The sequence below is a fragment of the Variovorax sp. NFACC27 genome, assembly GCF_048301545.1.
Classification (GTDB): Bacteria; Pseudomonadota; Gammaproteobacteria; order Burkholderiales; family Burkholderiaceae_C; genus Variovorax; species Variovorax gossypii.
Genome location: NZ_CP157613.1, coordinates 5,712,191 through 5,739,010 on the forward strand (window position 1 = coordinate 5,712,191; position 26,820 = coordinate 5,739,010).

At 66.7% G+C, this 26,820-nt stretch carries 25 protein-coding genes; 1 reads left to right on the plus strand and 24 read right to left on the minus strand.

Features of this window, described 5'->3' with window-relative positions; genetic code table 11:
• Window positions 1-90: 90 nt before the first annotated feature.
• Complete coding sequence (locus ABL840_RS26760) at window positions 91-714, plus strand: DUF4124 domain-containing protein (RefSeq protein ID WP_176947525.1); 624 nt, start codon at window positions 91-93, stop codon at window positions 712-714.
• Here the strand turns inward: ABL840_RS26760 and ABL840_RS26765 are convergent, their stop codons facing one another.
• The 24 genes from ABL840_RS26765 to ABL840_RS26880 form a co-directional block, all read right to left on the minus strand.
• Window positions 715-2,607, minus strand: coding sequence for a hypothetical protein (locus tag ABL840_RS26765; protein ID WP_093303799.1), 1,893 nt, complete (start codon window positions 2,605-2,607; stop codon window positions 715-717).
• A complete protein-coding gene (locus ABL840_RS26770; protein ID WP_176947524.1) occupies window positions 2,607-3,758 on the minus strand; it encodes a hypothetical protein in 1,152 nt (383 codons plus the stop codon). Before ABL840_RS26770 ends, ABL840_RS26765 begins: the two co-directional genes overlap by 1 nt.
• Window positions 3,751-6,348 (minus strand): hypothetical protein, encoded by a 2,598-nt coding sequence (locus tag ABL840_RS26775; RefSeq protein ID WP_093303796.1) that lies wholly within the window; start codon window positions 6,346-6,348, stop codon window positions 3,751-3,753. Before ABL840_RS26775 ends, ABL840_RS26770 begins: the two co-directional genes overlap by 8 nt.
• A gap of 3 nt (window positions 6,349-6,351) precedes the next feature.
• Window positions 6,352-6,939: a hypothetical protein gene (locus ABL840_RS26780; protein WP_093303794.1), complete on the minus strand. Its 588-nt coding sequence runs from the start codon at window positions 6,937-6,939 to the stop codon at window positions 6,352-6,354.
• Window positions 6,940-7,013: 74 nt separating this feature from the next.
• Window positions 7,014-8,201: a hypothetical protein gene (locus ABL840_RS26785; protein ID WP_093303791.1), complete on the minus strand. Its 1,188-nt coding sequence runs from the start codon at window positions 8,199-8,201 to the stop codon at window positions 7,014-7,016.
• Window positions 8,201-11,110 carry a hypothetical protein gene (locus ABL840_RS26790; RefSeq protein ID WP_093303789.1) on the minus strand — a complete coding sequence of 970 codons (2,910 nt, stop codon included), beginning with the start codon at window positions 11,108-11,110 and terminating at the stop codon, window positions 8,201-8,203. Before ABL840_RS26790 ends, ABL840_RS26785 begins: the two co-directional genes overlap by 1 nt.
• Before the next feature lie 11 nt (window positions 11,111-11,121).
• A complete protein-coding gene (locus ABL840_RS26795) occupies window positions 11,122-11,499 on the minus strand; it encodes a hypothetical protein (protein ID WP_143042950.1) in 378 nt (125 codons plus the stop codon).
• 3 nt (window positions 11,500-11,502) lie between these two features.
• Entirely contained in the window at window positions 11,503-12,162 is a 660-nt protein-coding gene (locus ABL840_RS26800) for a discoidin domain-containing protein (protein ID WP_093303783.1), read from the minus strand.
• 9 nt (window positions 12,163-12,171) lie between these two features.
• Entirely contained in the window at window positions 12,172-12,525 is a 354-nt protein-coding gene (locus tag ABL840_RS26805) for a hypothetical protein (protein WP_143042949.1), read from the minus strand.
• A gap of 3 nt (window positions 12,526-12,528) precedes the next feature.
• On the minus strand, window positions 12,529-13,491 hold the full coding sequence (locus ABL840_RS26810) for a hypothetical protein (RefSeq protein ID WP_093303781.1): 963 nt from the start codon (window positions 13,489-13,491) through the stop codon (window positions 12,529-12,531).
• Window positions 13,488-13,829, minus strand: coding sequence for a hypothetical protein (locus ABL840_RS26815; protein WP_093303778.1), 342 nt, complete (start codon window positions 13,827-13,829; stop codon window positions 13,488-13,490). The genes ABL840_RS26810 and ABL840_RS26815 overlap by 4 nt, the downstream gene beginning before the upstream one ends.
• A 17-nt stretch (window positions 13,830-13,846) precedes the next feature.
• On the minus strand, window positions 13,847-14,254 hold the full coding sequence (locus tag ABL840_RS26820) for a hypothetical protein (RefSeq protein WP_093303776.1): 408 nt from the start codon (window positions 14,252-14,254) through the stop codon (window positions 13,847-13,849).
• On the minus strand, window positions 14,235-14,456 hold the full coding sequence (locus ABL840_RS26825; protein WP_093429328.1) for a hypothetical protein: 222 nt from the start codon (window positions 14,454-14,456) through the stop codon (window positions 14,235-14,237). The genes ABL840_RS26820 and ABL840_RS26825 overlap by 20 nt, the downstream gene beginning before the upstream one ends.
• Window positions 14,456-15,130: a DUF6682 family protein gene (locus ABL840_RS26830; protein WP_093303774.1), complete on the minus strand. Its 675-nt coding sequence runs from the start codon at window positions 15,128-15,130 to the stop codon at window positions 14,456-14,458. The genes ABL840_RS26825 and ABL840_RS26830 overlap by 1 nt, the downstream gene beginning before the upstream one ends.
• Window positions 15,131-15,133: 3 nt before the next feature.
• On the minus strand, window positions 15,134-15,742 hold the full coding sequence (locus ABL840_RS26835; protein WP_093303773.1) for a hypothetical protein: 609 nt from the start codon (window positions 15,740-15,742) through the stop codon (window positions 15,134-15,136).
• A 59-nt stretch (window positions 15,743-15,801) separates the two neighbouring features.
• The gene (locus tag ABL840_RS26840) at window positions 15,802-16,281 is read right to left on the minus strand and encodes a hypothetical protein (protein WP_093303770.1); all 480 of its coding nucleotides are present in this window, start codon (window positions 16,279-16,281) and stop codon (window positions 15,802-15,804) included.
• Window positions 16,282-16,336: 55 nt separating this feature from the next.
• Window positions 16,337-17,626: a DUF4043 family protein gene (locus ABL840_RS26845; protein WP_093303768.1), complete on the minus strand. Its 1,290-nt coding sequence runs from the start codon at window positions 17,624-17,626 to the stop codon at window positions 16,337-16,339.
• A 40-nt stretch (window positions 17,627-17,666) separates the two neighbouring features.
• A complete protein-coding gene (locus ABL840_RS26850) occupies window positions 17,667-18,776 on the minus strand; it encodes a hypothetical protein (RefSeq protein ID WP_176947523.1) in 1,110 nt (369 codons plus the stop codon).
• Between the two features lie 235 nt (window positions 18,777-19,011).
• A complete protein-coding gene (locus ABL840_RS26855; RefSeq protein ID WP_418116016.1) occupies window positions 19,012-20,151 on the minus strand; it encodes a Gp49 family protein in 1,140 nt (379 codons plus the stop codon).
• 186 nt (window positions 20,152-20,337) lie between these two features.
• Complete coding sequence (locus ABL840_RS26860) at window positions 20,338-20,727, minus strand: hypothetical protein (RefSeq protein WP_143042948.1); 390 nt, start codon at window positions 20,725-20,727, stop codon at window positions 20,338-20,340.
• 54 nt (window positions 20,728-20,781) lie between these two features.
• Entirely contained in the window at window positions 20,782-23,127 is a 2,346-nt protein-coding gene (locus ABL840_RS26865; RefSeq protein WP_093303760.1) for a hypothetical protein, read from the minus strand.
• 9 nt (window positions 23,128-23,136) lie between these two features.
• The gene (locus ABL840_RS26870; protein ID WP_093303756.1) at window positions 23,137-24,888 is read right to left on the minus strand and encodes a terminase; all 1,752 of its coding nucleotides are present in this window, start codon (window positions 24,886-24,888) and stop codon (window positions 23,137-23,139) included.
• Window positions 24,872-25,852 (minus strand): terminase small subunit, encoded by a 981-nt coding sequence (locus tag ABL840_RS26875; RefSeq protein ID WP_093303753.1) that lies wholly within the window; start codon window positions 25,850-25,852, stop codon window positions 24,872-24,874. Before ABL840_RS26875 ends, ABL840_RS26870 begins: the two co-directional genes overlap by 17 nt.
• Before the next feature lie 53 nt (window positions 25,853-25,905).
• The gene (locus ABL840_RS26880) at window positions 25,906-26,487 is read right to left on the minus strand and encodes a hypothetical protein (protein WP_093303751.1); all 582 of its coding nucleotides are present in this window, start codon (window positions 26,485-26,487) and stop codon (window positions 25,906-25,908) included.
• Between the last annotated feature and the right edge of the window lie 333 nt (window positions 26,488-26,820).

The window sequence follows — 26,820 nt, forward strand, 5'->3', positions numbered from 1 at the left end:
TCGATGCGCGCCATTGTTCGAAGGCGGGGCCCTTACGTCGAACCCCACGGGGGTACGAGTAACATTTCGCAAAACTCGGAGGTGGGTGACATGAAACGGTTCGTCTTTCTGGTCCTGGTGCTGGCCTCATGCTGCGCGTCAGCGCAGGTCACGAAATGCACTCTTCCGAACGGAAAGATCACATACAGTGACGGGCCCTGCCCAGCGGGCGCGGCAGATTCGCGCGTCAACACCACCGCCAACGTGCTCGATGGCTCTGGTGACCGCGCCGCTGCAGCACGGATGCGCACCGACAACCATCCTGTCGAGGATTCAACGAGCGCCACCGGACGCAGCCAAGGCTCCGTCCAACCTGTGGACGATCAAGCCTGTCGCGCGGCGCGGCGCGACCTGGACATGGCGAGTAGCCGCATGCGCACGGAGGTCTCAAGGGGCGGCCATCCTGGCAAGTTCGGCGTCGCCGTGAAGGATGCGGAGTACCGCGTCGACGCTGCGTGCGGCACGAACATGGCGGGCGCCCGAGCAGCTGACGCAGCGCGTCGACGGGAAGCCCGCGCCAACACGCCTCGATTCATCACTAACTGCAATGAGTCGGTCTGCTTCGACAACGTCGGGGGCGTCTACAACAAGGGCGCTGGCAACACCGTATTCGGCACCTCCGGCGAAATTTGCCAGAACGTCCCCGGCTCTCTTCAATGCTCCGGTGGGCGATGACTAGGCCGGGAAGCTGTAGTTGTAGTTCGTGCTCGTACCGTTGGATTCCGTCGAAGTGGCCGACCCGGTTCCGGTGATCCCTGCCGACACGTGCATTGCGGACATCGCGCCGGCCGCGAGCTGGGCCGAGAACTGCCCCAGCGCCTTGGCCGCCTCCAGCGCGACTTGCGCCTGCTGCACCGCGTTCTGGATCTTCGCCTGGTACTCGCTGATCTGCATCTGCGCGTAGGCGATGTTGGTCCGGGTGTTCATGTCGGCGAAGCGCGACTGCATCTCGGCATCCGCCACCACCGCGTTGGTCTTCGCGCGCCAGCCCTCCACCTGCGCCTGGTAGACCTGCGTGCTGTAGAGCACCTCGCGCATGCCGGCGTCGATGCGCGCCTTGAACCCGTCAACGTCGGCCAGGAACTTTGAGACCTTGGTGCGCGCGGCCTCCATCTTGATCTGCGCGCCCTTGACCTTGATCTCGGCCTTGTTGGTCACCGCCTGTACCGTGGCAGCGTAGGCGCGCGACTGGGACTCCAGCACCCCCGCTTTCGCCGCTTCGCCCTTCACGCGGGACTCGTAGGCATCGAACTTCGCCTTCTCGGCACCCACCTGCTCGGCGAAGGCCTGCACGTCGGCGCGGTAGGCGTCGAACTGGTTCTTGATGACGTCCGCGCGCACCTGGGCGCCACGCATGAGCGAGGTGAAGACCTCCACCGTGGACTGCACGCCGGCGAGCTTCGCCTTGAACACCTCGACGCGCTGCTGGTTGATCTGGCCCAGCGCCACCTGGCCGTCGACGGCCGTCTTGTAGGCCGTCAGCTTGGCCAGCGCCGCGTCCAGGCGCGTGCGGAAGACCTGCGCCAGCGTGGCGAAAGCCGCGTTCTGCGCGTTGAAGAGGCTCACGCGCGCGTTGAACACGTTGATCTGGCTCTCGGCGCCGAAGCGGGCGACCTCGAACAGGCGCTTGGCCATGTTCTCGTAGAGGTTCTGGGTCAGCTGCTCGAGCGCCATGCCCTGCTGCACCGCGAAGCGGATGTTCTCGATTTCCCACTGGGCTGCCTGAATCAGGATGTCCCGGTTCAGCTCGGCCGCCTTCAGGCGGCCCTGCTCGCGAATCACTGCGCTCTGCTTCGCCAGCATGCCCGGCGGCATGGAGAACCCGCGCGCGGCCCACGTATCGACCGCCTCCTGCACCGCGCGCGTTGTCTCGGCGCTATCGCGCTCCCGGGCGCGGGCGAAGAGCGCCTCCTCGATCGGCGCGGGCAGCCCGGTACCGCCCGCCATCATGGCCTTCACCTTGGCCTGCAGGTCGCCCAGCACCTCGGACTCGTAGGCCGGCTCGGCCCAGTTGATGAAGACGTCGGGCACGGCGATGCCGTCGGCGTTTGGCGGCGCGGCGTCGAAGGTCGGCAACTGCGGGAATTCGAAGGCCGGCAACGTGAGGCGCTCGAGCGCCTCCATTTCCGGCATGACGATCGCCGGCGCCGCGGGCAGTTCGACATCGGTGTCGATCTGGGGGCGTTGCGGCGCTGCCAGGTCGGCCATCCCCGGCGCGTCGGGGATGTTGATCGGGATGGCCGTCGGCGGCTCCGGCAGGTCGCCCAGGTCTCCGAGCTCCAGGTCATTCAGCAGCGCGTCGATGTTGATGTCGTCGGGCGCCGACGGCAGGACCAGATTCGGCGGGCTGAACGTAGGCACGTCGCCGAGATTGACCGCTGGCGGGTTCGCGACTGGCGCGGCCGGCCGCGTCGGCGCCGGCACCTCCGCCACCTTCACCTCGCCGATCTGCGCCAGCGCGCTGCTCAGCATGGCGTTGTAGCGGTTCGCCAAGACCTCTATCTCGGCCATCTTCTCGGTGACGGTCTCGACCGCCACGCCCAGAATGCTGTCAGGTGCGATGCCCATCACACTCTCCTTTTCGTTGGCGCCACGCTGACGCTCAGGTCGTTGATGTGTCCGCGCTTGCCGTTCAGCTTGAGCGCGAAGGTGAAATGCCGGCCGCGCAGGCCGCGCCCGAAGATGAAGCGGCCGTTCGTCAGCCGCTTGGCCAGTTCGGCCTGCAGCGCGTAGGCATAGGTCTGGGCCTCCCCCGACTGGGTGGTTGTGACCTCCATGCTGGCGGCGCCCTCCTCCAGCTCGTATTCGAGGAACGCCTGCAGCGGGTGCACGAGCACGCCCTGGCCGACGTCGACCGGTGCGGTGCGCAGCACTGCGGCTTGCGCCGTTGGCGTGTCCAGCGCGAACACGCCGTCTTCGGCCAGCCCGTACAGCGCGCCGTCGATGACCACCAGCGCGGTGAACGGCACTGGGTCGTGCCGCGACATCGCCCAGGAATCGGTGTTTGCCGTCCAGACTTGCGCGCGCACTGGCTCGCCGACCATCTGGTCGTCGGCCATCGCGCCGTCGCGCACCAGGTCGACGGCATGCAACTGGTCGATCACCGCGTCCGCCGCGTGCGCCAACTCGGTGACCGGCGCGCCGGTCTGGCGAGCATCGATCACATCGTCCGCCGCGGCTGCAGCCGCGACCACCAGGTCGACCGCGTGCGCCCTGCCCGTGGTGAAGTCCTGGGCTTGCGCGACCTCCTGCACCAGCATCGAGGCAAAGCTCGGCGCCGAGTCGGCGATTCGCGCCGACTCGAGCACTTCGCTGGCCACCCTGCGCTGCGCAAGCACCGCATCGCTCGCCACCGCCGACTCGACAACTAGCGAACCGGTGCGCTCGATCACCTGGTCGCCGATCTGGGCGCCATCCGCATGAAGGACGCGCAGGCGGCCCAGCGCCTGATCGCTCGCGGCGGCGCGCTCCGCAATCACCTCGCGGCTTGCTCGTGCGTCGATCACCTGGTCGCTGATCGTCGCGTACTCGATGACGATACCGCCGGGCCGGTCGATCACCGCATCGGAGAGCTGGGCCGCATCAGCGTGCAGCACCAGGAGCCCGAACAGCAGCGCGCTCGACGCGCGCGCGATCTCCTCGGTCACGCTGGCCAGCCCGAGCCAGACAGAGCTGCTGGCAACAGCGGTTTCTTGAACGTCGTCTCGGTAGCTACTCATTGATGACCCCGATGAAGTGGTGCGCGCTGCGGCTGTCGGCCAGCGCCGTGTACCCCCAGCGCCGGCGCAGCCCGTTCTGGTCCTGCTCGTAGATGCTCGCGTAGCTGCTGTCGCCGATGGCCACGTGCACGGCGTCGCGATAGAAGTAGGTCTGGTCTTCCGGCGAGAAGCCGAAGTACCAGGAGTGCGGAATGTCTCGATGCGCGATGACAGAGCCGGCACCCTTCATCGACACGCTCAGCCGCCCCGATTGCTCGGCGGGGAACAGCTTCTCGCTGGAGAATGGCTCGAAGCCCGGCGCCTCGCCGCCGATGACGACGCCGTTGGCGTGCTGGGTGCCGGACGAGCGCGATGTGTAGGGCCCGCAGATGGCCGTCACGTCGAGAAAACCGCCGGGCGGCAGGTTGTACCAGTTGCCGCTGTCCGCGTAGTCGCTCACCTCGGTGGGCGAATACACCAGCGTGTCGATGTAGACGGGCACGCCGTCTTTCGAGGGCGGGTCCCCCTTGTTGTGGTTGTCGGTCTGCCCCATCCAGTGGAACAGGTTGTCGTAGCACCACAGCTGGTAGGAGGTCGGGTCCGCAATCGCGAACTGCTCGGTCTTCTCCGACTCGGCTCGGCCCGAGGTGCTGTCCGTGTAGGGGTAGAGGATGCAGTCGCGCTCGAACACTGGCACGCACGCGGCCACGTCGATGCCGAAGCCGGATGTGCTCTTCACCTTCGTCCGGTGGTAGTAGTAGCGAGCCCGGGAGAGCGAGCCCACACAGTACAGGATCGGCGGCGTCGCGAAAGCGGGCTGGCCATAGCCCATGTCGATCCCGGTGATGTGCGTGGTCGTGCTAACCGGCGGCGCCACCTGGCGATCGTCGAATGCCGAGGTGTAGAAGTAGCCCATCAGGCCGGAGTAGCCGGTCGTGACGGTCTTCTCCCATTGCCCGACGATCATGTTCTTCTCGAAGGTGCTCTGCTCCTCCTCCTGAAACTTCCGCTCGTCGTAGAAGTACTTGACCACCTGCAGCTCGTCATCGACGTAGCAGCCGAAAACGATGGTGTCGCACTTCACCGCCGGGCCCGCATAGTCCTCCGACACCATCACGAAGGACTCGCAGCCCTGCCCGCGGAGCTCCGGAAACTTCAGCCGTCCCATCGACTTCGGGTTCTTGCCGGGCCAGTACATCGGGCCGGTACCGACCCGCGCGACGTTGCCCTGATGCGTGGCGATCGGCTCCAGCTCGAGGGCGTCCCAGTAGTCCTTGTCGGGCCCGTTCGACACCCCGGCGCGCGCCAGGATCTGGCCCGCGGTCGCGCGCCGCACCTTGTAGGCGATCGCGCGGGACCGGTGCGAACTGTCGCGCAACTGCTCGAACAGCCGGATCAGGTAGCCCTGCGCGCGCGCCGTCTCGTCCTCGCTGTCGAACTGCCATGCGGCCTTCAAGCGCCCACCGTTTTCAGCGGCGCCCAGCTGCAGCTTCATCTTGTAGGCGTGCGCACGCAGCAGGCCCGCGCCGTCGCGATCCCAACAGGTATTGAAGCCCTCGCGGCCGCGGCTGTTGAAGGACCAGCCGCCGGCGGCATAGAAGGCCTGCCGCGAATAGAAGTCCGCGCAGTCGCACACCTTGATGAACACGCCGGCGCGCCTCCACGCCTCGAAGTCGTGCTCGTCGTCTGGGAACGTCTCGCCCGACGGCAGGCCGCCGAAGCGATCGAGCACCTTCAGCAGTTCGGCATCGCCGACCTCTTCGATGTAGTCGCGGAAGGCCGCGGCCGTGGTGGCCGGCACCAGCGGCAGGGGCATCGCGAACACGCCGCGGGCGTTGACGCGCAGCAACCACGGCTTGCCGCTGCTGTCGAAGGAGACGGCATGCCCCTCCCCGTGCTGGTAGGCGTACTGGAACTGGCCCTCGCGATCCGGGAAGCCGGTGTAGCCCGGCAGCCGCAGGCCCGCGACCTCGCGCCGGATCTCGCGCATGTAGCGCTCGGGCACGCGCATCCGGGCCCGCTCGATGGGGTCGTCCGGCAGGTCGGCCAGTACCTGCCGGCCGTACCCGCCCACCACCTGCGCAACCTCGGCCATGGCGCCGCTGTACCAGGTCGGCCGATGCTTCACGTACTGCGTGAACGTGTAGATGCCGCTGTACTCCGGCCGGAAGTAGGCGAATCGATCGTGGTAGTCGATGCGGAAGCGCTGCAGCGCAACGTCCTTCGGCGGCAGGTCCACGTCGTCACGATAGCCAACGAGCCGTCGGCGCGTTTCCTCGGTCAACTTGATGCCCACGCCCTCTCCCTCGAGCACCTGCGCGCGGGTGATGACGCCTGAGAACAGCATCGGCACGTTCGTCTCGGCCAGCCCGGTGAGCTCGTGCTCTGGGTTCTCGTGCCGCTCCAGCACCAGGATCCTGAACACGCCGCCCATGTCGATCGCCACCGCCTGCCGGCCGCTGGGCAGGTCCGCGACGCGCTTCAGGCTGTCCAGGCCGGACAACTGCTTGAAGTTCGTCACAGACCTGGCCAGCCGCTCGACAGCGGCGGAATCTTCCTGGGACAGCTCCGCCTGCTCGGCAAAGCGCCCGTAGGGGCGCGGCGCGTGCATGGGTCAGACGGTGAGGCTCAGTCGGTAGCCCACGTCGTAGGTGTCGGCGTTCTGGAACACGCGCGCCGCGGCGTACTTCGTCGCCGAGACCAGCGTACCGGTGGTGCCGCCCTTCGTGTTGTTCGTGAGCAGCGCAGCGCCCGTCACGTTCAGCTGGCCAGCGGTGGCAATCGTGAGCGTGGCCACGGCCGCCATGTTGTCGATGCTGTTGCCGGCCGTGTCGACCGGCGTCCAGACCGGGCGCGTCGGGCTCGTGTAGCCCTCCGTCAGGCTGACGATCTCGGAGGCGACGGCTGCGAAGCTCGCCGCGGTCCAGTTCGGTGCCGGCGCAGCAGCGCCGCTGAACAGCGCCAAGTAGGCGCCCGCCGGCTTTGCCTTGCCGCCCAGAGCCACGTTCAGGATGTGCGCGAGGCCCTCGGTCACGATCAGGTTGGGCGTGCGCTGCCACGCGCCGCCGTTGACGCGGTCGAAGTACTCGCCCGCGGCGTGCACGCCCAAGGTCGGAAAGGCGAGCCCGGCGTCGGTGACGTCGAAAATCTCGCGATCGAGGGCTCGAACGAGCGCGCGGGCCAGTTTGTTGCGCAGGGTCATAGGAAGCTCCAGTGGTCCTATGCCGCACTCCTGCGCAGCTGAATGGGCCCGACAGCACGCCGGGCAAGAAAACCTCAGGCTACCGCGGTCAGCAGTCGGCGACCAAACACTACAGAGGTCCCGGACCGCGCGGCGATGCCCTTCATCACGCCCGCCTGCAACTCGACCAGCGCGCCGGCGGCAGTGCCCACCACGTAGCCGTTGTCCGCCAGCCAGATTGCGGCCTCGGTCCCGCCAGCGGTGAGGTCGCCGCCCAGCGTGTCCGGCGGCGCCAGCACGGCGCTACCCGGCACCGGCGCGCGGCCGCCCTTCCGCTCCACCGAGAACTCCTCCGGGGCGCTGCCGCGCAGGAACACCACGTGGTCGACCTGCCCGACCCATATCCCGGCATCGACTGGCTGCACGAACGTGATGCGCTGAGGCATCTGCACGAAGCCGTGCCGCTCGTCGTGCAGATGGTAGGCCAGGGCCTCGGACCATCGAAGCACGTTGCCGCGAGCGGTGAGCAGCCGACCGCGCCACTGTGCAAAAAAACGGCCCGTGGGCATCGGCGCCAGGTGGCGGAACTGCGCGGGCGCGCCCAACTGCGGCAGCAGCGGCAAATGAATGGTCGCAGTACCGGCCGGCCAGTCGCCGGCGCGCAGCAGCTCGCCGCCGTCCCGCCTCGTCAGGTACAGGCGCACTCCGGTGAGCGTCGGATCCAGCCAGATCGGCAGCGCGACCTCGAGCGCGCCGGCGGCGCCCACTTCAGCGGTTGCCAGCTCGGAGGTGGCGGACTCCTGCGCGCCGCGCAGCCAAGCGAGCGCCGCGCCGTAGGTGCCCGGCTCCAGCGAGCCCGCGCCTGCGGTCAGCAGCGGTGCCGCCGGCGTCTCGATGGTGAGGCGCTGCGCCACATTGCCGTCGAAGGTGAAAAGGCCTGCCGGTCCTGCAACGCAGACCAGGCTGTTGAGCACCACGTGTCCTGCGCCCTCTCCGACGTTCGCCAGCGACTCATGCGTCCAGCTCCTCGGGTCGATCTTGACCCACTGCCCCTCCAGCGTGCCAAAGGTGTCGCGGTGCAGCGGGCTCTGCCACACGTCGCGGTACCGGACCGTGGACACGCGCCGTTCCCCCGTGCGCACGCTCGCCCGGCCCGCCGCCGTGATGTCCACGTTCAGCGCATCGCGCAGGTAGACCCGCGCCGAGTCGCCGCCGCGCTTCATCGCCTCGTCCTCGGCCACGTTGTTGATGCCGGCCAGCGGCATGAGGGAAATGTCGTCCATCAGAAGGCTCCTTTTCGGTACTGGTCCGCGTTGCCGTCGGGGCGGATGAAGTGCACAGCGGGCTTGGCATTGGGCACGCCCATGGCGGACAGATCCACACCCACAGGCCCCACAGTGCGCGCGGCCGGGCCCGGAGGCACGAAGGCGTTGCGCACGCGCATGCGCGCGTTGAAGTGCTCGGGGTCGTACTCGCTGGCGAAGGCCTCGAAGCCCGGCGGCTCCAGCCCGCGAATGCGCAGCGAGATCCATGCGGAGCCAAAGCCGGCCGCGTCGAAGCCGGGAGGCTTCGTTGGCATCAGAGGACCAACGTGCAGGGACTGCCACTGGTATGGAGGCTCCCCGCGCGAGCCGCCCATTGCGAGGGCGTTGAAGCCGGCGAGCTGGAAGGTGCGGTGAAGCAGCGAGGCCCAGGTAACCCCAAACCCCGCCGGCGCCAATCCCACCGGCCGCACCGTCTGCGGTCCAAGGAAGGGGCCGCGAGCGACCGACGACTGCCCGAACAGCTGCATGTCGGCGCCGCCGAACTGCTTCACGACCTGCGTGCCGTCCCCGAGGATCACCCAACCCATGCGATAGGCCTGGATTCCGGCCGGTTCCAGGTAGCGTCGGTGCAGCTGCACAGACGCGGCGCCGACCTGTGCAGTGTTCCCCAACGAATAGGGCTCCAGGACACCTCGGTAGGTGCGGACCGAATGCCGCCCGAAACGTGCTCCCGGCCCGTACTCCAGCGTCTGGCCAACGTAGTGCAGGTTGTTCGCCCCGTGGTTGCGAATGGCCTGCGCCGGCGCCTCGACCACGGCCCAGATCGTGTGCGGCGTGATGCGCGCAGGGGAAGGTTCGAACACCTCGGCGCCCGGCCACTCCTGAACGGTGAGCACGCGCCTCTTGAGGCCCACGGTCGGCACGCCGTAGCCGTCCACCTTGATGCCAGCATCGACCATGATTCCGTTGCTGCGCACCGTGGCGTCACCGACCTTCAGCGCGTCGATGCCGAAGGGATACAGGACGTATTGGTTCAGCCCCGGCTTGCCGAACACGCTCAACGAGTCCACCGGCTCGCCGTCCTGGATGATCCACTGCGGCGAGTACGGCGGCGCACCGGTCCGGGTCACCACCAGCTTGTCGCCGATGCGCATGAAATTGTTGCCCGGCACCGCGATGCTCTGCTTCCGGTCCGCGATCTTGGCCTGGCCGAACAGCTGCATGCTGTTGCCGTCGGGCGCCACCGGCCGGAACTGCAAGCGCACGAAGGCGTCCCCGAATTCCTCTGCGTTCCAACCGTAGCCGCGCATCTCCGGGGTCACGTTGTGCACACGCGGCTCGCCGAAGATGTCCCGGTGCGCCCACTTCGGCGCCACGATGTTGAAGTGAATCGTCAGCGCGGCCAGGCCGACGCGCGCCATGTCGTCACCCTTCGAGTCGACGTACCGGGTGTACAGCTTGACCTCGGGCAGCGGAACGTCGGGCGGCTGGATTGCGTAGCGAGGCTCGAGCGCGAGCGTGCGGATGGCGAAGTCGATGAAGGGCACGCCATAGACGGCCGAGTCGATGTCGCCGATGCGCTGGTAGTAGCGGCGGGTGTTCTCCAGCGCGGCCAGGCCGAAGGCCTTCGCGTCTTCGCCCGCCGGCGCGATCACGCGCGCAGCGTTGTAGACCGCCGTCCAGCGGAGCACGGGCGGCGGCTCTATCCCATCCATCGGCAGTTGCCGCACGCCATAGGCGACCAAGCCCGACGGCGTGGTGCCTGGGTAGCCTGGCGGCGTCATGCCGGCCGGGGCGATGACGCGCGCATTGTTGAAGACGAGCGGCTCGCCGGGCCGCGGCGGCGCGGTGCTGAAAGTCGCGACCGTCTTGTTTCGGTTCTCGACGGCGGTCCACTGCGACCATGCGGGCGGGTTCAACCCGTCGTTCGGGTCGTACTGCTGCAGCACGATCTGGCGAAGGTTGTAGGCCTGCGCGCGACCCCACCGGAATTGCTCCTGCACGTTCGTCTCGAAGCCCGGCGGCAGCACGAAGGACAGGTAGTTCTTGATCGTCGTCGCGCCCCACACCTCGCGGAAGCCTTGCGGTGCCACCGTCTGCGAGACCGGGATGATGCGCGTGCCGAAGGCCGACGAGTCCCACCCCGGCGGCGAGAGGAAGCGCGTGCCACCCACGTTCGGCCGGGCCACCGCATCGAGGAAAGCGCCCGCCGGCGCCAGCATGCGCGTGCCCTGGCTGATCCAGGCCGTGCCGAAGCCCGGCGTCGGGATGCCCGCGGTGAGCTGCGCGTACTGCCGGTCGTGGCTGACGCGGTTCGTGTTGGCAATGCTGGTGGCCACCAGCCCGGTCGGCAGCAGGTAGCGCGTGTAGAGCCAGACTGTCGAGTTCGTGCCCAACGCTGGCGGCACGATGTTCCCGGCCGCGATGTAGCGGTTGCGGTTGATGATGGTCGGGTTGCCGCCGGCCATCGCGTCGAAGCCGCCCGGCACCACCGGACGGTGTTTCAGCTGTGCGTTGGTTGCACCGAACGCCGAAGCGTTGAACCCAGCCACGACAACGTAGGTGTGATACCTCCATGCGGTGGCAACACCGAACGCCTGAAGCGCAGAGCCGGTCGGCCGAACGAACTCACGTCCATTGCGCACGACAGGCACACCAGCCGGCGCCTCGGCGACGGACGCGGGAAACAGGTACTGGGTATCCCCGCCCGCGCCTTCGTCCTGAACAAACTCAAGGCCGACAACCTTGCCCGCGGGCGGCAGGTAGCCCGATGGCCCGAAGTCGAGTGCGACGTTCTTGCCGAGCGGCGGCTGATACGGCGGGCGGTCGACGAGGTTGAACGCGGCCGCCGCGCCATCCGGTGCGACATACCCCGGTCCCACGAAATTGAACGTGAGTGCGTCCGACGCTGGCGGGATATAGGGCATGCGCTATTCGGTCACGCAGCCTTCGCCGAGACGTTGGCCAAGATCATGTCGTTGTAACCAGCATGGCGGCACACAACGTCAAACCGCAGGGCCGTGCTCAACCCGTCGATGCGCCAGGTGCCATCAACGCCGGACATCACCGACCCCACCAGCATCCCGTCGCCCAACGCGCCCGTGGCCGTCCGAAGCAGTACTCGGACCTCCGCCGGACCGGGCACGCCTTCGATCTTCGTGATGCCTCCAGGATAGGTTCCGGCCAGATACCCAGTGCCCGCAACGTAGGCATCGGCGCCAGGCACATCGGCATTGACCAGATTCGCCGCTGGCGCCACATAGCCGGCTGTGAGCATCCGGCCGGCACGCAATCCGGTGGGTGGTCCGTACCCCATGGGTCAGACCTCCGCGGGGGTGATCGGGCCGTCGGCGATTGGGCGATACCCGGACGGCCCCAGATGAGTGACCAGCACCTGGTCGAGGCTAGGCGCTGGCCACGACCAGGTGCCATTAGCCGCGGGCGTCAGGGACGCCAATAGAGCGCCAGTGCTCCAGTTTTGAATCAGCACACGGCTTGCTGCCACGCCGCCTTCCAGGCGCGACGTTCCGCGCACCTGCGTCCAGATGGCGCTCGTCTTCGTGGTCGGACCGCCAGAGACCATGAAGTCCACGAATGCGACGATGGTTGTCCAAGCACTCCCATCGTTGGAGCCTTGCAGCTCGAAGTCGCGCGGATACTCCAGTGGCTGCGCGGTCGAGACCAGTCGCATGGACCGCACGACCACGGCAGCAGGCAGTTCCACGCTCAGCATCGATGGCGTGCCCGCCGTCACTCGGTTGTCAGATTCCCAGTAGGTGGCTGCATTTCCATCGTTTGCATTGGCGGGGACGAACGACTCGTAGACCCCGTTCGCTGACATCGTGCCACTGCGCATCACGTCCAGCCCGCTCGCGTCCGCCGCCTCAAACATCGCCCATTCGGCCACGCAGTAGTAGCGCAGGTCGCCGCTGGAGTTCTTCGTGAACTTCAGCCTGTAGAACTTGAAAGCAGTCGCCATGCTGCGCTCCTAGATGCTTGGCGAGACGTTCGCGACGATCACGTCGTTGTGACCGTTCTTGCGCCCCACGACATCGAACTTCAGCGCGAGATTGAGCCCGTCCACTCGCCAGGTGCCGTCCGCAGCCGATACCACCTCGGCGACAACGACTCCATCACCGGGTGCTGCACTGGCGGGACGGTAGAGGATGCGCACAACGGCGCTTTGAGGCACGCCTTGAACGCTGGTAATGCCATCCGGGAATTCGCCAGCGAGATAGCCCGTACCGCTAGGTGGGAGGTTTCGCACCGCCGGGCGCACGCCGTGCCCGCCGGCGATGATGCGGCGCGAGTCGTAGGGTGTCGCCAGGATGTATTGGGCCATGCCCTACTCCCACAGCATGGCGACTGCAGCGCGCACGGAAGTCCCGTTGAAGACATCGCCGGGCCACACGGGATTCATCGCCATGAAGTTCCGTGTCTGCGTGCCCACTGCCGCGGCAGTGAATTCATCGTTCCCGACCGCTCCGGGCCCGCGTCGAACACAGAGCAACTGCGCGAGGCGCTTCGGCGCCGGCGTCATCGTATGGAAGTTGTAGATCGGGATCTTGCCGTCCACCGTCGCAACGTTCTCCGCACCGAGCGCAAGTGCGCAGCGACTTGAAACAGTCACCACGCCTGTCTTGCTCAGGTAGGCAGCAATTGGCGCATCGCCGAAGTAGCCGTTATAGGTTCCACCAGGCGCGACCACGATCAACGAAGCGCCCTCGGCCGTTGGCTCACCGGAGTCGTTCGTGTCACGACAAATGAAGAAGGACGCCAGCGGTGGCGAATCTGCGACTGCGGCGGAGGGCCCATAGGACGTGCTCGGATCGATAGCCAACTGCTTGAAGGACACCCCCAGGAATCCCGGCAAGACACAGATGTATGACTGAAGTGCCTGGCCAAAGGTCGCATTGCGCTGATACTGCCCGCTCGACTGATTGGCGCCCGCGACATATTCGGGCGTAGCACTTGTGAGGGTTCCAGCTCCGTTCGTTCCCAAGCCAATCGACAGGTAAAAGGACCACAAAAGCCGGGTTGTTGTGGTCTGCGCCGGTGTGACGAAGCGAATTTTCAGGAAGATGGGCAACGTGTTGCCGTCGTTCAGCTTGTAGATGCGATAGCCGTAGTTCGTATTGGAAGTCAGCGTCGTGATCGCGCTGAAATCGAGCTGCCCTGTATCGGTTCCCGCAACAAGGCCGGCTTCCAGAAGCTTGTCATGCAGCTCTTGGCACACGCGCTTGAAGTCATCGACCGTGGAGGCCGACGCCGAGGTGACTAAGAGGGTATTGAACGCCACTTTGGTCATGCGCCGTCCTTTAGCACCCCGAACGGCGTCTCGTTGGCCCAGTAGCCCTTGTCCTCGTGCCAGGCCCCGTACTCCACCAGCAGCGCGTCATCGCCGCGCTGGGCGGCGTAGCGGAGCGCGTAGTCGATAGCCCACTGCTGGGAGTCGCGCTCGGGCGGGCACGGTGCCAGCTCGTGCACGAACATCTGGAACGGTGGCAGCGCGCCGACCTTGCGCCAGTCGACGACGATAGGCGGCGCCGGCGTCAGCTCGATGGGCTTCGGGGCGATGCCCTCCACGCCGACGCGCTGCGGCGCTGGCTTCTGCGGCTCGGCCGCGGCAGATTGGGTGTTTTGCACTCCTGCGCTCCCGGTGTTCAGACTTTGAAGATCTTGTTGGTGCCGTTGTCCCAGGTGACGATGATGTCGCCGCCGTTGGGCGTGATGGGCAGCCCTGTGGCCGTGTCGATGTAGGCGATCAGCGGCGAGGTGGACTCGGTCCCCGTGTCGCGATAGATCACGATGGCCTCGATGCTGGCGCCCGACACAGCAGTGAAGGTCACGTCTGCGCCGTCTGCCGCGCCGCCCGTGGTGGTCTTCGCTGTCAGCGTCACAGGCCCGGCGATGCGCGCCGAGGTCGGGATGTCGGACAGGTACTGGTGAATGGCCGTCTGCGGCGTGTACGCGCCGGTGTCCACCAGGATGATCTTGATGGTGTCGGTCAGCCAGTTGAACTGGCCTTCGAGGAAGCGCTGCCGCGCAGCGTCATACAGGGTGTTTGCCATTTGCGGCCTCTTCAGGAGAAGAGGCGCACTCCTGCGCGCCGGTGTGGATGCGCCCGCCTGGGCGCACGATCGGGGTCTTGGGGTCAGCGCAGATCGCGAGGCGTGCGCGCTGGCCCGACTTGTGGGTGAGAGTGACCAGAGCGTCGCCAATGCGGACGGTTTCCCCCGCCCGGAGCTCGATGTGGTGCAGCGTGCTGGCCATTACGGATGTACCACGGTGACGTGGTCGGTGTCGTCGCGCGTGCTGCGCCTCAGGTCCGAATCCGGCAACGGACCGAAGTAGGCGGTGAACGCGGCTTCGGCGGCCGCCGAGCGGGCGGGGTCAAAGCTCTCGGTGTCAGGGATCGAGAACCCACGGTGCAGCGCCCACTGCACCAGGTGCTCATGGTGGGCCGCGTGGATCTCGGGCGTGTCGTTGTCATCCGCCATCGGTACGAGCGGGAGCCTGTAGCCCTCGAGGCGAAGGATGCCGGCGCGCACAGGAGTGCTCACGAGCCTGATGGTCGTTTCCCCCTGAATAGCGAACAGGATCTCGCCGGCTTGCAGGTGCTCACCCGCACGCCAGCCAGGCACCTTGCGATCGAGCCATTCCCGCGTCACCAACTTCGGCGTCGTCGTCTCGAACTGGGCGCCTTCGACCTGCAGGTGCACCAGCTCGTACAACGTCGCATGAAGCGGATAGGTGTGCTGGCCGGCCTGGATGGCGATCTCGCAGATTTCTGGCTTGGCATCCTCGAGCAGGAGTCGACCTCGCACCGCCGCCTGCGCCTGGGCGTCGTTGAGCCAGTCGCGCACGTCGGCATCCGGCCAGAAAGGCGGAATCGCCAGGTCGAATGCCAGCGTGCGAAAGCGGCGGATGAGGTCCTTCAGCGTCATGGATCAAGGCACGCCGTATTGGTCGATCATTTCGACGATGCGCGCGCGCATGTTCTCGACCGACAGGTTCTTAGGCACCTTCTGGGAGAACTTCTCCATGCCCCAGTCCTGCAGCGCGTCCTTGTCCATCGAGTCCAGGGTCTGCACCAGGTCCAGGCGGTTCTGATCGGCGCGCTGGCGGTCCGCCTCAGTCTTGTTGGCTTCCGCCAGCCGATCCTCGGTGTCGTCCGCAGGCTCCTCGGCCGACTCGCCCTCGGGTTTGGAATCGCCGGTGGGCGCGACAGGCGACTGCCCGTCGGATGTGCTCCCGCCCTCGCCCGAACTGCCACCTTCGGCGCCAGTGCTCTCGCCGCCCAGCGTGCCGGTCTCGCCAGAGGGTGGCACCGGTGCAGGTGCGGGAGCGGGTGCAGGGGCCGACACGGGCGCGACAGGTGCCACGACATCGCGCTCGAAGCAGTCGGAATGTCGCAGAAACTTGGCGACCAGATCGAGGTCGGGGATGGTGCGTGTCTGCCCGGGCACGAACGAGAGATTCGAGCCGTAAAGGCGGTCGTAGAACGGGTCTTCGCGCCCGATGTACTTGACGGGCACGCCGGCGGTCTTGGAGGTCATGGTGGTTCCTTCAGAACGGGGAAAGGACGGGGGAAGGCGATCGCCCTCCCCCGCTCGCATCACTTCGCGCCCAGGCGTTCGCCGTGGACGATGAAGTCGACGCGGCTGGCCTTGGCGTTCGCCGCGCCGGCGAGCGTCAGCACCAGGAAGGCCTCCTTCGCCAGCGTGACCGGCGCCTTCGACGAGGTCGTGCGCAGGCGAGCAGCCGCGTTGAGCACGAGGCCCGTACCGAAGTACGCGAGGTCCTGCGGCACGTCGGCGCTGTCCACGCCATCGGCGTACTCGAAGCCCAGCGAGCCGGTAACGGCCGCGGTCATGGCGGTGGACACGATCAGCTGCAGGTCTTCCAGGCGGAAGCCCGCCGGCAGGCTTTGCAGGTAGACCTTGTCGCCGACGCCGAGAGGCGTGGTTGCGTTGGCTCGCACTGCTGCGCCCGTCGCGTCGGTTTCGAGCACCGCGCGCAGCGTTGTGACGTTGCCGTAGGCGGCCATGCCGCCGAACTGGTTGATGCCCAGTCCCTTGAGTTTGATGTTGGCCATTGGTGGCTCCTTGATTGGGTGAAGGGAGAGGCCGGGTTGCCCCGGCCCTGGGTCATCAGCCGCGCGGCTTGATGATCGGCACCACGGTGTCAAGCACCGTCACGCCGTGGTCGGTGAACTGCACCTCGTCGCCGTGGTCCACCGCGAAGCGGATCTTCGACAGGCCCTGGATGACCCCGATCAGGATTTCCAGTTTGTCGCCGTGGTCGTCGTCCTCCTCGCTCCAGAAGAACGGCATGCCGCTGTGCTCCGAAGCGGCGAATGCCTGGCCGAGGGCCTGCCCACCCAGCAGGATGGCGCGGTCGATGGCGAACTTCGTGGTGAAGCTGGCCGGCACAACAGCTTGGCTCTCGGTCTCGGCGTCGTAAGCCGCGCAGTAGCGGATCACATCGTTGGCGTAGAAACGAATCGGCTTCGGCATCTTGACCATCAGGATGCCGTTCCACAGGCCTGCGTCACCGAGGAACAGCGGATGGTCCTTGATGAGGCGTGCGCGCGCCACGGCGGCGGCCTGGAAGTTGCGAAACGCCGGATCGGTCGCGAAGCCGCTGTACTGCGCGGGCGAAAGCAGCATCACCCGGATCGGGCTGTCGGTGGCAGCCTGGTCGCCATCGAACTGCACTGGCGGAGGCGGCAGCGCGATCTGATCGATGTAGGCGCGCACGGCGTCGACCGTGCCCATCTTCAGCAGGTCAGTCGAAGCGATGTCCACCTCACCCGCGTTGACCGTGAACTGGTCGATGACACCTGCCTTCGCCATGAAGTGGCGGTTCTTGGTAGGCGCCTTCACGGGATTGACCAGGATTTCCTGGAAATCGGGGTGCGTCTCGACGGGCACGCGCCATTCGATGTTGTCGTGGAAACCACGAGCGCCGCCCATGTGGACCAGGATGGACTGGTCCAGGTAGTCGTTCGCCTTCTGCTGCGCCAGCGGCCGACCGACACGACGCAGGTCCACCGGGCTGCGGATCTGCGACATGACATCGCCCATGTCGATCGGGAAGCGCGCCTGGTTCACGCGCAGCCGGTCTTCGGACAGCTTCACACCCACGCCCTTGCCCTTGGCGTACTTGCTGCCCATGATCGGGTAGCCACCGCTCGGGTTGATGAGGTTGAACTTCACCTCGTCGCCGCGGCCCTTGCCCAGGTCCTGCACCTGCACGATGGGCATGTGGTTGCTGGACTGCTTCTTGATCGTGGCGATCGCGCCTTCGAGCTTCGGCATCTTGCCGACGAGGCGGTTGATGGTGGTGTTGCGCTGCTGGCTGACGGCGAAGACGCCAGCTGCTTGCTGGACCATCGCTTTCGGGTCGCCATACGCGGTTTGCGTCTTGGTTGCGGTCATTTGACCTCCTTGTGTTGTGGTGCTGCGTGTGCCTGACGGCTCACAGGGATCGGTTCAGGAACGCATCGATCTGCTCGGGCGACATGCCTTGCATCGCCTCCGCCATCGATGCGGGGTCCATGGCTGCCAATCGCTCGTGCGGCGACAGGGCGTCTGCCCGCCCGCCCGGGATGTCCGAGAGGGAGGACGGAACGGCCTGCGCCGCCGCAGCGATGACGGCTTGCGCAGCGGCCTTGGGATCGGCTGCCGCGGCTTGGCTTGCTCCAGCGGCCGGTGCCGCAGCCGGAGCTGCGGTGGCCTTCTTGAAATCGTTGAACAGCTCGACCACCTGCGCCGAGGTGCCCTTCTCCAACACGCCGCGCAGCGTGGGCTGCACGTAGCTGGGTTGGGCCCCGATCCACCGCTGCAGCTCCGCGCTCTCCGCCATGGAGTCCGCATCGGGGTGCGCCTTGTAGATGGCGTCGTAATGGGCCTCGCGAGCGCTGAGCTGGTGCTGCTGCTGGTACGGAGCCATGGCCTTGCCAACTTGGGCCTGGACCTGCTCCTGCACCTGCTGCGCCACCAGCGTCTGGATGCCCTTGGCCAGCGCCTCTTCGGAGAAGTCTCCGAAGATGGCCGGATCGACGCCCTTGTCGATGGCCGCTTGCGCGGCCGCCACCTGGTTGTCGGTCTGGGTCGGCGCTTGCCCTGCATCGGCGCGCTGCTGCGCCCGAGCCTGCAACTCGGTGAGCTGCCGTTGGGCCGTCTCCGCCTGCGCCCGCCAGTGCTGCTCACCCTCGCGGGCCTGCACCAGCTTCTCGTAGGGGATGGTGTGCTTTCCATCCTTCGCGAGCACGACAGCGTTGGACGCATCGGGCTCGGCGGAAGCTGCTGCAGGCGCCGCGGCGGGCGTTGCTGCTGGGGCGGGCGCAGGGGCAGGAGACGCGGCCGGAGCCGGCGCAGCTGCGCTGCTGTTCGTATCGGCGCTGCCTGCCGCAGCGGGTGCGGAAGCGGGAGCTGCTGCAGCAGTGGTGGACGCGGGCGCGCCACCGTCATCCAGCCCAAAGCTGGTGTCGCCCGATGCCGCGATCTCGAGGAGCTCGGCGGCCTGCTGCGGCGTCAGTGCGCCGTTGATTTCGTTGGTCTGGAAAAAGTCGTTGGATGTCGTCATGCCTGTCCCGCCACATATCGCCGTGGCCGCAAAGGGGCCAGCAATCCGGTGCGAACCACGAGGGCCCGCGCCATCTGCCTTGAATCCACGGCGTTGCCGCCGTGACATCGCCCCAACGCTCGCGCGCGGTGCTTGAAGGCAGTGTCAAGAACGGGAAGGCAAAGCCGAAACCCTACAGGGGGCACGGACGAAAAAGCCGCCTTTACGGCGGCTTGTCGTGGGTGCTGGGCCCTCCTCAGGCGCCGGCAAGCCGGCTGCGTAGCTCGTAGCCCAGCAGCGGCCACACCTGGTCGACGGCATGTTCGCGCGCATATGTGCGGCCGATCTCGGCATCGAAGTTCTCCTGCGAAACCGGCCCGGTGTTCACGCCGACGATCTTGATTCCGTTGCGCAGCACCAGCACGCAGAAGGTCAGCAAGCTCAAGGCCTGGAAGGGCGTCGTTGCGGGCGGCCTCTGGGTCAGCGTGTCGTAGTCGTGGTGTTGTTGGTGGAGCTCCAGCTTCGCCATCGCGCCGTCGACACCGTGCTGAGCGGTGAAGTAGTGCTCGCTGGCGATGGCCGCTTCGATGTCTGCGAGCGACACGCGCGGGGCGACGGCCTTGGCGGCCAGTTCCTGCTCGGTCACGGCGGAGACCGCATCGGTTGCAACGGCGATCGGCGGCTCCTCGCGGTGATGGTCGCGCACGGGCAAATGGACCAGTCCTGGCTCAGACCCGGGACTGGAATCGCGGAGACCCAGCGCCGACGCTGGTGCGGGCACCTCGCTCCAGAACGCGCCGTGCAGGTAGTTCCATGCGCGGTTGACGTGGTCGTTGAAGCCTGGATGCAGAGCCGACAGCTCTTCCATTGCATTGCGAATCGCCGGGTAGAGCACGCGCGAGGCATGGGTCTCGCCGGCCGGCTCCGCGGCTTTGGCGCCGTAGTTCACCAGGGCATCGAGTGCCTGCCGAACCTCGTGGCCGATGCGTGTACCGTTGCCTCCCAGCTCGGACACGCGCGCGGCGATCGCGTGCGCAGCGGACTGTTCGAGCTCGTCGCGGTGACTGCGGATGCGCGGCCCGCTGTTCGCTTCCTTTGCCTGCATGTCCTGCTTCGCGGCCTGGCCGCGCTGGAAGGGCATCCACCCGCAGAAAGCGCTGTCCGGTGCAGCTTCATCGCCTTGCACCAGGTGAACGCTGGTCCTGCTGTGCGGCGCGCCGTTCGCGTCGAACACGCACAGGTTGACCATGTTGTCGTTCCAGACGCGGGCAACGACGGCTGCGTAGGGGCCGCCGCTCTCATTGCAGGCGAAGCCGGCCTCGCCGCTCTTCGGCGCCGGGTAGAACCAGACGACGCGGCCGACGGTCGGAATGATGATGGGGCTGATGTTGCTCATGAGGCTCCTGAGAAGACAAAAAGCCCTGTGCTCTGGCATCCCCGGTAGCGGCCGTCCTCCTCGCGGAGGTGGGATGCCAGAGCACAGGGCTCTGGGTTGGTTGTCTTGGCCGCTACCCGTTGACGAGGTCATCGTCGTTGGCGGGGCGGTCTCACGCGAACCCTACAGGGGGCCGCGTCGTGGGCGTCAGAACGGCACGTCGTCGTTGGGTGGAGTCATGGCCGGCGCGACCGGCGGCCGGCGCCGACGGACCTGCTGCTCGATCAGTGGCTTCATCTGCTTGATGAACTTTGGCAACGCCTCTGCGACCTTGCGAAAGTCCACGCCTTTGCCCTCGGCTGCATCGGTGTACAACATTCGAACTGGCGGCGGCTCGGGGCAGCCTGCTTCTGCATCACCTGAGGCAACCCATATCCCGATGACCGCAAGCGACAGTTCCTCAGATGTCACTTGCGGTAGACGACGCGCGGCCATCTCCTCCAAGAAGGTCTCGCAATCAGCAAGATACTCGGGGACGCAGTCGAGAAATTCCTCCGGATCGGAGTCCGCCCAATCCGAGCGTCCTTTGGTTGCCATGCTGCCGTCTCCGCCTGTTGTCGCAGAGCCGATTCTGACGCGCTCGGCAACCCACTATGCAAGCTCTTGCTCGATGTTGTCGGTGGTGCGTGCCGTCTCGATACCGTCCATGCCGCTGCCGCCCGCGCCTGCCCGAGCTGGGAACGTCGGGCTGGTGTTCTCGCGAACCGGCGGCGCGGCGCCCGCCTCTTCCTGTGCCGCGGGCGCGACGGTCGCGGCGCCCTGCCCCTGGATGTACGGGCTCTTGATGTTCATGGCCGCCGTCTGCGTCGGCGTCGGGAAGTTCGGATCGTCGCCGCCCGGGCTGGGCCGCGTATAGCCCGCCCCCTGCATGATGGCATCGGCGATCGGCGCGATCATCGGCATTTGCGCCACCTGCGCGCCGCCCTGCATCGCAGCGAAGGCGGCCTGCACCCCGGTCTGCACGGCCTGGGCCATCAGCTGCTTGATCTGTGCGTCGGTCAGCCGCTCCTTCATGTCGAGTTCGCGAGCCTTCAGGTCGTGGCCGGCCATCTTGACCTCCTGCGCCACTCGCTCCTGGACCTGCCGCTCGATCTCCTCCGGCGATGCCTGCTGGCCAGCCGCGCGCAGTGCCTGCACCAGGTCGCGCTTGAACGGCACGTCCATGAGGCTGGCCAGGAACGGCATGGCCGCGGCCTGGTACTGCGCCGGCAGGCTCTTGACCGCCTCGCTCATCGCGTTGAGCTGCTGGCCGCGGTAGCTCGAGCTGCTCGGCACGTCTTCCAGCGCGACCTTCAGGCGCGTCCGCTGCAGGTCGTTGCTCAGGTAGGCCACGCCGGTCGTTGGATCGGTCTCGGGCTTGTTGATGAAGACTGTGCGGTCGGGCGTGATGGCGTCGCCCTCGATGACGATGGTGTGTGGCTCCTTGCCCATGTCCTCCACGATCATGGCCAGCAGCAGCTCGCCCACCTGGGTGCGCGCTGCCCTGAAGTTATCCATGAGGTGGGCCAGGCCCTGGTTCGCCTGTTCGACCTGCGTCTCCTCTTGGACGCCGCTGGTGGCCGTGCCGCGCCGGCCCGAGAACGCGGCGGCCGCGGCCGGCGCGACGCGCTCGAGCGCCATGCGCGCGTCGTTGAGCATCTGCAGCTGCTGGTCGGTGAGCTGCACGTCGCGCTTCACCTCGAACCGCGCGCCCGGCTGTGCCATCTGCGCCGGGTCCAGCACGATGTCGGCATTGCGGCGCCCGACCTGGCGGCGCAGCTGCTCGTCAGTCATGGCCACTGCGCCCTTGGTCCGCTCCACGCGATAGGCGCTCATGCCCCACGTCATCGTGGCAGTGCCGCTGTTCAATCGATCCTGCTGGAAGATCATGCCGCGCACCAGGCCATAGGGCACGCGCGTGCCGTCCTCGCGGTAGCCCCAGAACGGCACGTAGGGGAAGTGCCGGTGGGTGTACGGGCTGGGCCCGTCGTGCAGGCGGTGCGGCCCGAGCCAGAAGCTGCGACGCACACGCGGGATGACGGCGTGCTGCGGCCGCACGAGCCCGCGGGCCAGCGAGTAGTTGTGCACCGGATTCTCGGCGTCGTACTCCACCACGCGGCCGTCGGGCGAGCGCAGCACCGTCGCCTCCGCCCAGCGCCGGTACCAGACCTCGGCCAGGCACATGTCCTTGCTGACCGGGTCATACCAGTTGTGCTCGGCCACCGTCCAACCCCGCGCCGCATCCCAGGCGCCAGTCGTCAGCCCGGTCGAGCCGCCGCCATCCAGTGCTTCAGGAGACAGGTTCACCCACCAGGATTGGCCGTGCCGACCGCATTCGAGGATGAGCTCGCGATGCTTCGGGAACACCTTCGCGATGCGGCTCGGGGGCAACCAGCGCTCACGGCGCAGGTAGCGCGCATCGCTCAGGTCGTCTTCCTTGGCGTAGAAGTCCCAGTGGATCTCGTTGCGATGCACGGCGGTGCAGCGGTAGGAATACTTGAAGGGGTCGGACTCGCGCGAGACCTCCACCCAACCGAGGCCTACCGCCGCCTGCGGGCGGAAGGCCTTCGAGCATGCCTGGTCGGCCTTGGAGTGGCGCTCGGCCTCATTGAGGCGGAAGTTCAGCGCCTCTGCGACGTCCTGGCCGTCCGGCTGCCCGTTGGGCGTGACGCGCCAGTCGGTGCGCACCGTGGCCTCGTACCCCTGAATGGCCAGGAGGGCCGGCCCGATCAGGTCTTCCTTCGCCGGCGGGATGCCCAGTTCCTTCTGCGCGCGCAGCAACTCGGTGTCCAGCTGATTGCCGTCGGCATAGTCGAGCTCCTTGTCGGCTACGGCGCGCCACGGCGGCTGCTGTTCGATCTCGTAGACGAACTGACGGTACTCCTCGAGCGTGAGCGCGCCGTCGGCGTCGATCTCGTCCTCGATGCTGGGGGTGGTGGTGCTGTTGTTCATGTTCATTTGGTGCTCCTACGCGCGCCAGTCGCCGACTGGTGCTTCGACATAGGCGGTGTTCTCGGTGAGGTTGGCCAGCATTCCCAGCTCCTTGGCCTGGGCCCACTGGCGCAGCGCGTCCGCACCTTCGGTGCAGCCATTGCTCTTGTCGGGCTGGTCGAGGTAGCGGTTCTCGGACGTGCTGTACTTTTTCTTGTAGCCCTGGATGCGCTCGATGCCCTGCTTCGTGCCGTCGACGTCGAAGAAGGCGCCCTTGATGTGCTTGCGCACGGCGTAGATGCCTGTCATCAGCTCGGTGACGCGCGGCACGACGAAGAAAGAATGGCCGGGCATCAGCTGCTGTAACTGCTCGCGCGTGCTCTTGTTGTAGTCGCCGAGCCGCTTGTGGTCGGCGTCGTGCGGCAGGAAGTGGCCGCCGTACAGGTAGCCCCGTTCCTGAAGGATGCGGGCGTAATGGCGCAGATCCTCGCCGTGCTCCTCGTAGTAGCCGATGAAGCGGTCCTCGCTGCGCAGGATCTGCATGAACCAGATGGCCGTGCCGTCGCTGTTGCCGATGTCCCAGAACGTGAACACCGGCAGGTCCAGTAGCGGCACCTGGCAGATGGCGCCGCGCTTGCGCAGCAGCGCCATGTCCTTCGCGTAGTAGTGGCCCGCCGTGGACTGCTGGAATGCCTCCTCGGGCGTCGAGGGGTACTCCTGCCACATGCGCTCCTCTTTGCCCGAGAAGTCGTTGCGCAGCTTCTCCACGTACCAGGCGCGCTGGCCGAGATCGATCTTGGCGTCGATCTTCGTTTCGAGCTCGTCGAAGTAGTCGTGCTGCTCGGGCGTGATGGGCACGCCGGCCGGGTCGATCGAGTAGGCCGGGTCCTGCCACCAGGCGTAGAAGTGGAAACGGTACTGGCTCGCCGTCAGCTTGCGCGCGCCCGCCACCATCGCCTGGGCCCGCTGGCAGATCTCGTAGAACTCACCCTCGGTACCTTCGGCCGTGCTCTCGATGACCAGGATGCCCGACTGCGGCACGGCCTGGAACGAGCCGGTCACCACTTCGTTGGCCTTCGCGGGGAACTTGGCGCAGATCTTCCCGAACTCGGAGACGTGCAGGCGGTGGATGGTGCCGCCGCGCACGCTGGTCGCCACGCGGATGCTGCTGTTGTTGTGGCCGAATAGCAGCTCCTTCGTACTGGCTCGCGCGAGCGGGAAGCGCTGCCGGATCTCCTCAGGCAGATGGTCGTAGGCGAACACCACCTTGTCGCGGAAGATGGCCTCGGCCGTCTCGCGGTCTTGGGCGATCATGCCGCAGCGCTGGTTACCGTTGAACAGCGCGTGGTCGAGCCACAGGATGGCAACCAGTGTGGTGAAGCCCAGCTGCCGCGCCTTGAGGATGGCGTTGCGGTGCCAGAGCCGGGTGATGAAGCGCCGCTGGGCCCGGTTGGGCTTGAAGGGCATGACGAAGGATTCGCCCTCGTCGATCAGCTCGCCCTGCTCGTTCTTGACGGGCTCGCCCTTGACGATGATCTGGTACAGGCACCCGCTGAACAGGCGCCATTCCGGATTCCGCAGGCAGCGCTCGAGCTCCTCGGCATTGGTGGGGAGCTGGTCGGCGTGCTTGGCGATGTGCGGCCCGCGCTTGGGCCGGCGGCGGTTGTCCCACCGATGCCCCAGCTGCGCGTCGACCGCGCGGCCGGGCTCCACCGTCAGCACGGTGTCGTCTTCATCCAGCGTGCCCGGGTCAGCCAGGTGCGCCGCCGCCTTAGCCTGGGCTGCCATCGTCCGGATCCTGGCGGGGCATCAGGCTGTTCGTGCCGGCCTCGGGCGCGGCAGGCGCCTCCGGATCGTCGGCCACGGGACGGAAGCCGTTGCTGTTGCCGTTGGCGATGCTGTGCAGCAGCGCGGCCAGCGGGTCGGTCTTCTGCTGGTTGTCCTTCTCGTAGAGGCCGAGGTGCCGGAACAGCTTCTCCATCGCCGCGCCCTTGTCGTGCATGGCGATCTCGATGCCGTACTTCGTCATCTTCGCGCCGGCGTACAGAGACAGCGCCCGCGGCGACAGCCGGCGCGTGTCGGCCAGCACGGCGCGCGGATAGCCATCACCGCCACAGTCCGGGCAGGACGGGTGCGGCGCCTTGAGCGGATCGAAGCCGATGCCACCCTTCTCGTCGAAGTCAGCCAGGTTGCCAGCCTTCAGGGCGTGCTGCTCGCGGTCGTGGTTGAACTCTCCCACGGTGCGCTGGAACTTGAAGCCCTCGCCCCAGCAGTGCCGGCAGCATCCAACCTTCACCTGCACCAGCTCGCGCGGGTCGGCCAGCATGATGTTCCACGCCTCGGTCACCACGCGATCGGCATCCACCTGGGTGCGTTCCTGCTGCGCCTTCCTGGCGTCCGCGATGGCAGCCTGGATGTACGGTTTTGACAGGTTCTCGGAGGCCATCTGCCGCGCCGTGGTGGCGCTGTAGCCGGCTCGGATGGCAGCCTGAGTGCCGTTCAGGTCCACCAAGTACTCATCCACGAAGCGCTGCTGCAGGTCGGTAAGTCCGAGCTGTGCGGGTTCAGGCTTGGGTGCTGGTGCTGGTCGAGCTGCCCGGGTAGGCTTCTTCGCCTTCGCCTTCGCCTTCGCCTTCGCCGGCGGAGGCTTCTTGCGCGCAGATGCGCCCGCGGCCTTCTTGGCGGCTGCGGGCTTGGTGGTGGTCTTCTTCGGTGCGGGTGCCTGCTTCTTGGCAGGCTTGCGTGGTGCCATGCGCGCGAGTGTTCCGCGCGCTCCCGAGTCGGTCGAACCCTACAGGGTGGCGTCTACCCAGGCAGGGCGCTCAGAATTGTGGCGATGGATGCGCCAATCTCCAGGGCCTTGGGCAACCCATTCAGCAACGAGCGAACCACTGACCGCTTCGGCGCACCCGACGCGAACTGGCTTTTCACCTCTTCTACAGCCTCAACCGCTTCAGCCTTCTCTTCGTTCGACAGGTTTGCCGTGCGGATGGCAGCCATGATCGTTTCGATCTGCTCCGCAACATCGGATTGGACATGCACCACGTTGATCGAGTTGTCCACCGAGTTGACGTTGACGCGTGCATTGTTGCCGGTCACCGTGTACGTGATGTGCTGCACCGCTGAACGTGCCTCGGGGATGCCCAGCTTCTTGACCTTGATCTGGTAGTGAGGCCCGATTCCAACCGTACCCTTGTAGAACACTGGATCGATGACCTGGTAGGTCTCTTCCGCACCATTCGGGATGGCCCTAAAGATCAAGTCCCCCGGGTCAACGCGATGGTCGGCCTTCATATAGACCATGGAGCTGTCGACGGTGCAAGGAATGCCGCTGACGCGCGTGCCATCCTGCTTCAGAAGGTCTACGGTATCTCGGTTGAACAGCATTTGAGCAGGCCTTTCGCGATCGCGTTGGGAAAGATGAGAAACGCCGAGTCTATGACTGAGAATGAAAAAAGCCCGCTCGGGCGAACCCGGCGGGCGAATCACCCGCAAGGTAGCAGGCGAGGAGACAACTGTCCGGCGAAAGCGCCGGGGGTTCGGTCCATCTGACTACGCACGCAATGCGCGCTGGACCGTGCGGTTCTCGTCCCACCCTGCATCCCCTGGGACAAGCAGGGGGAAATATCCGGAGTGGCTTACCCCCCACTCCAACGTCAGGGCTGACGCCGTGTTCGGGGTCCGTGATCGGCGAGGGGAATGTTCTCGCGCCTTGCCGAC

Coding starts and splice junctions, on each gene's coding strand:
- ABL840_RS26790 (WP_093303789.1), bottom strand. CDS start 11,110: ATGCCCTATATCCCGCCAGCGTCGGACGCACTCACGTTCAATTTCGTG.
- ABL840_RS26795 (WP_143042950.1), bottom strand. CDS start 11,499: ATGGGGTACGGACCACCCACCGGATTGCGTGCCGGCCGGATGCTCACA.
- ABL840_RS26780 (WP_093303794.1), bottom strand. CDS start 6,939: ATGACCCTGCGCAACAAACTGGCCCGCGCGCTCGTTCGAGCCCTCGAT.
- ABL840_RS26785 (WP_093303791.1), bottom strand. CDS start 8,201: ATGGACGACATTTCCCTCATGCCGCTGGCCGGCATCAACAACGTGGCC.
- ABL840_RS26870 (WP_093303756.1), bottom strand. CDS start 24,888: ATGGCAGCCCAGGCTAAGGCGGCGGCGCACCTGGCTGACCCGGGCACG.
- ABL840_RS26820 (WP_093303776.1), bottom strand. CDS start 14,254: ATGGCAAACACCCTGTATGACGCTGCGCGGCAGCGCTTCCTCGAAGGC.
- ABL840_RS26770 (WP_176947524.1), bottom strand. CDS start 3,758: ATGAGTAGCTACCGAGACGACGTTCAAGAAACCGCTGTTGCCAGCAGC.
- ABL840_RS26880 (WP_093303751.1), bottom strand. CDS start 26,487: ATGCTGTTCAACCGAGATACCGTAGACCTTCTGAAGCAGGATGGCACG.
- ABL840_RS26805 (WP_143042949.1), bottom strand. CDS start 12,525: ATGGCCCAATACATCCTGGCGACACCCTACGACTCGCGCCGCATCATC.
- ABL840_RS26835 (WP_093303773.1), bottom strand. CDS start 15,742: ATGACCTCCAAGACCGCCGGCGTGCCCGTCAAGTACATCGGGCGCGAA.
- ABL840_RS26825 (WP_093429328.1), bottom strand. CDS start 14,456: ATGGCCAGCACGCTGCACCACATCGAGCTCCGGGCGGGGGAAACCGTC.
- ABL840_RS26845 (WP_093303768.1), bottom strand. CDS start 17,626: ATGACCGCAACCAAGACGCAAACCGCGTATGGCGACCCGAAAGCGATG.
- ABL840_RS26765 (WP_093303799.1), bottom strand. CDS start 2,607: ATGGGCATCGCACCTGACAGCATTCTGGGCGTGGCGGTCGAGACCGTC.
- ABL840_RS26850 (WP_176947523.1), bottom strand. CDS start 18,776: ATGACGACATCCAACGACTTTTTCCAGACCAACGAAATCAACGGCGCA.
- ABL840_RS26855 (WP_418116016.1), bottom strand. CDS start 20,151: ATGAGCAACATCAGCCCCATCATCATTCCGACCGTCGGCCGCGTCGTC.
- ABL840_RS26865 (WP_093303760.1), bottom strand. CDS start 23,127: ATGAACATGAACAACAGCACCACCACCCCCAGCATCGAGGACGAGATC.
- ABL840_RS26800 (WP_093303783.1), bottom strand. CDS start 12,162: ATGGCGACTGCTTTCAAGTTCTACAGGCTGAAGTTCACGAAGAACTCC.
- ABL840_RS26830 (WP_093303774.1), bottom strand. CDS start 15,130: ATGACGCTGAAGGACCTCATCCGCCGCTTTCGCACGCTGGCATTCGAC.
- ABL840_RS26860 (WP_143042948.1), bottom strand. CDS start 20,727: ATGGCAACCAAAGGACGCTCGGATTGGGCGGACTCCGATCCGGAGGAA.
- ABL840_RS26760 (WP_176947525.1), top strand. CDS start 91: ATGAAACGGTTCGTCTTTCTGGTCCTGGTGCTGGCCTCATGCTGCGCG.
- ABL840_RS26840 (WP_093303770.1), bottom strand. CDS start 16,281: ATGGCCAACATCAAACTCAAGGGACTGGGCATCAACCAGTTCGGCGGC.
- ABL840_RS26775 (WP_093303796.1), bottom strand. CDS start 6,348: ATGCACGCGCCGCGCCCCTACGGGCGCTTTGCCGAGCAGGCGGAGCTG.
- ABL840_RS26810 (WP_093303781.1), bottom strand. CDS start 13,491: ATGACCAAAGTGGCGTTCAATACCCTCTTAGTCACCTCGGCGTCGGCC.
- ABL840_RS26875 (WP_093303753.1), bottom strand. CDS start 25,852: ATGGCACCACGCAAGCCTGCCAAGAAGCAGGCACCCGCACCGAAGAAG.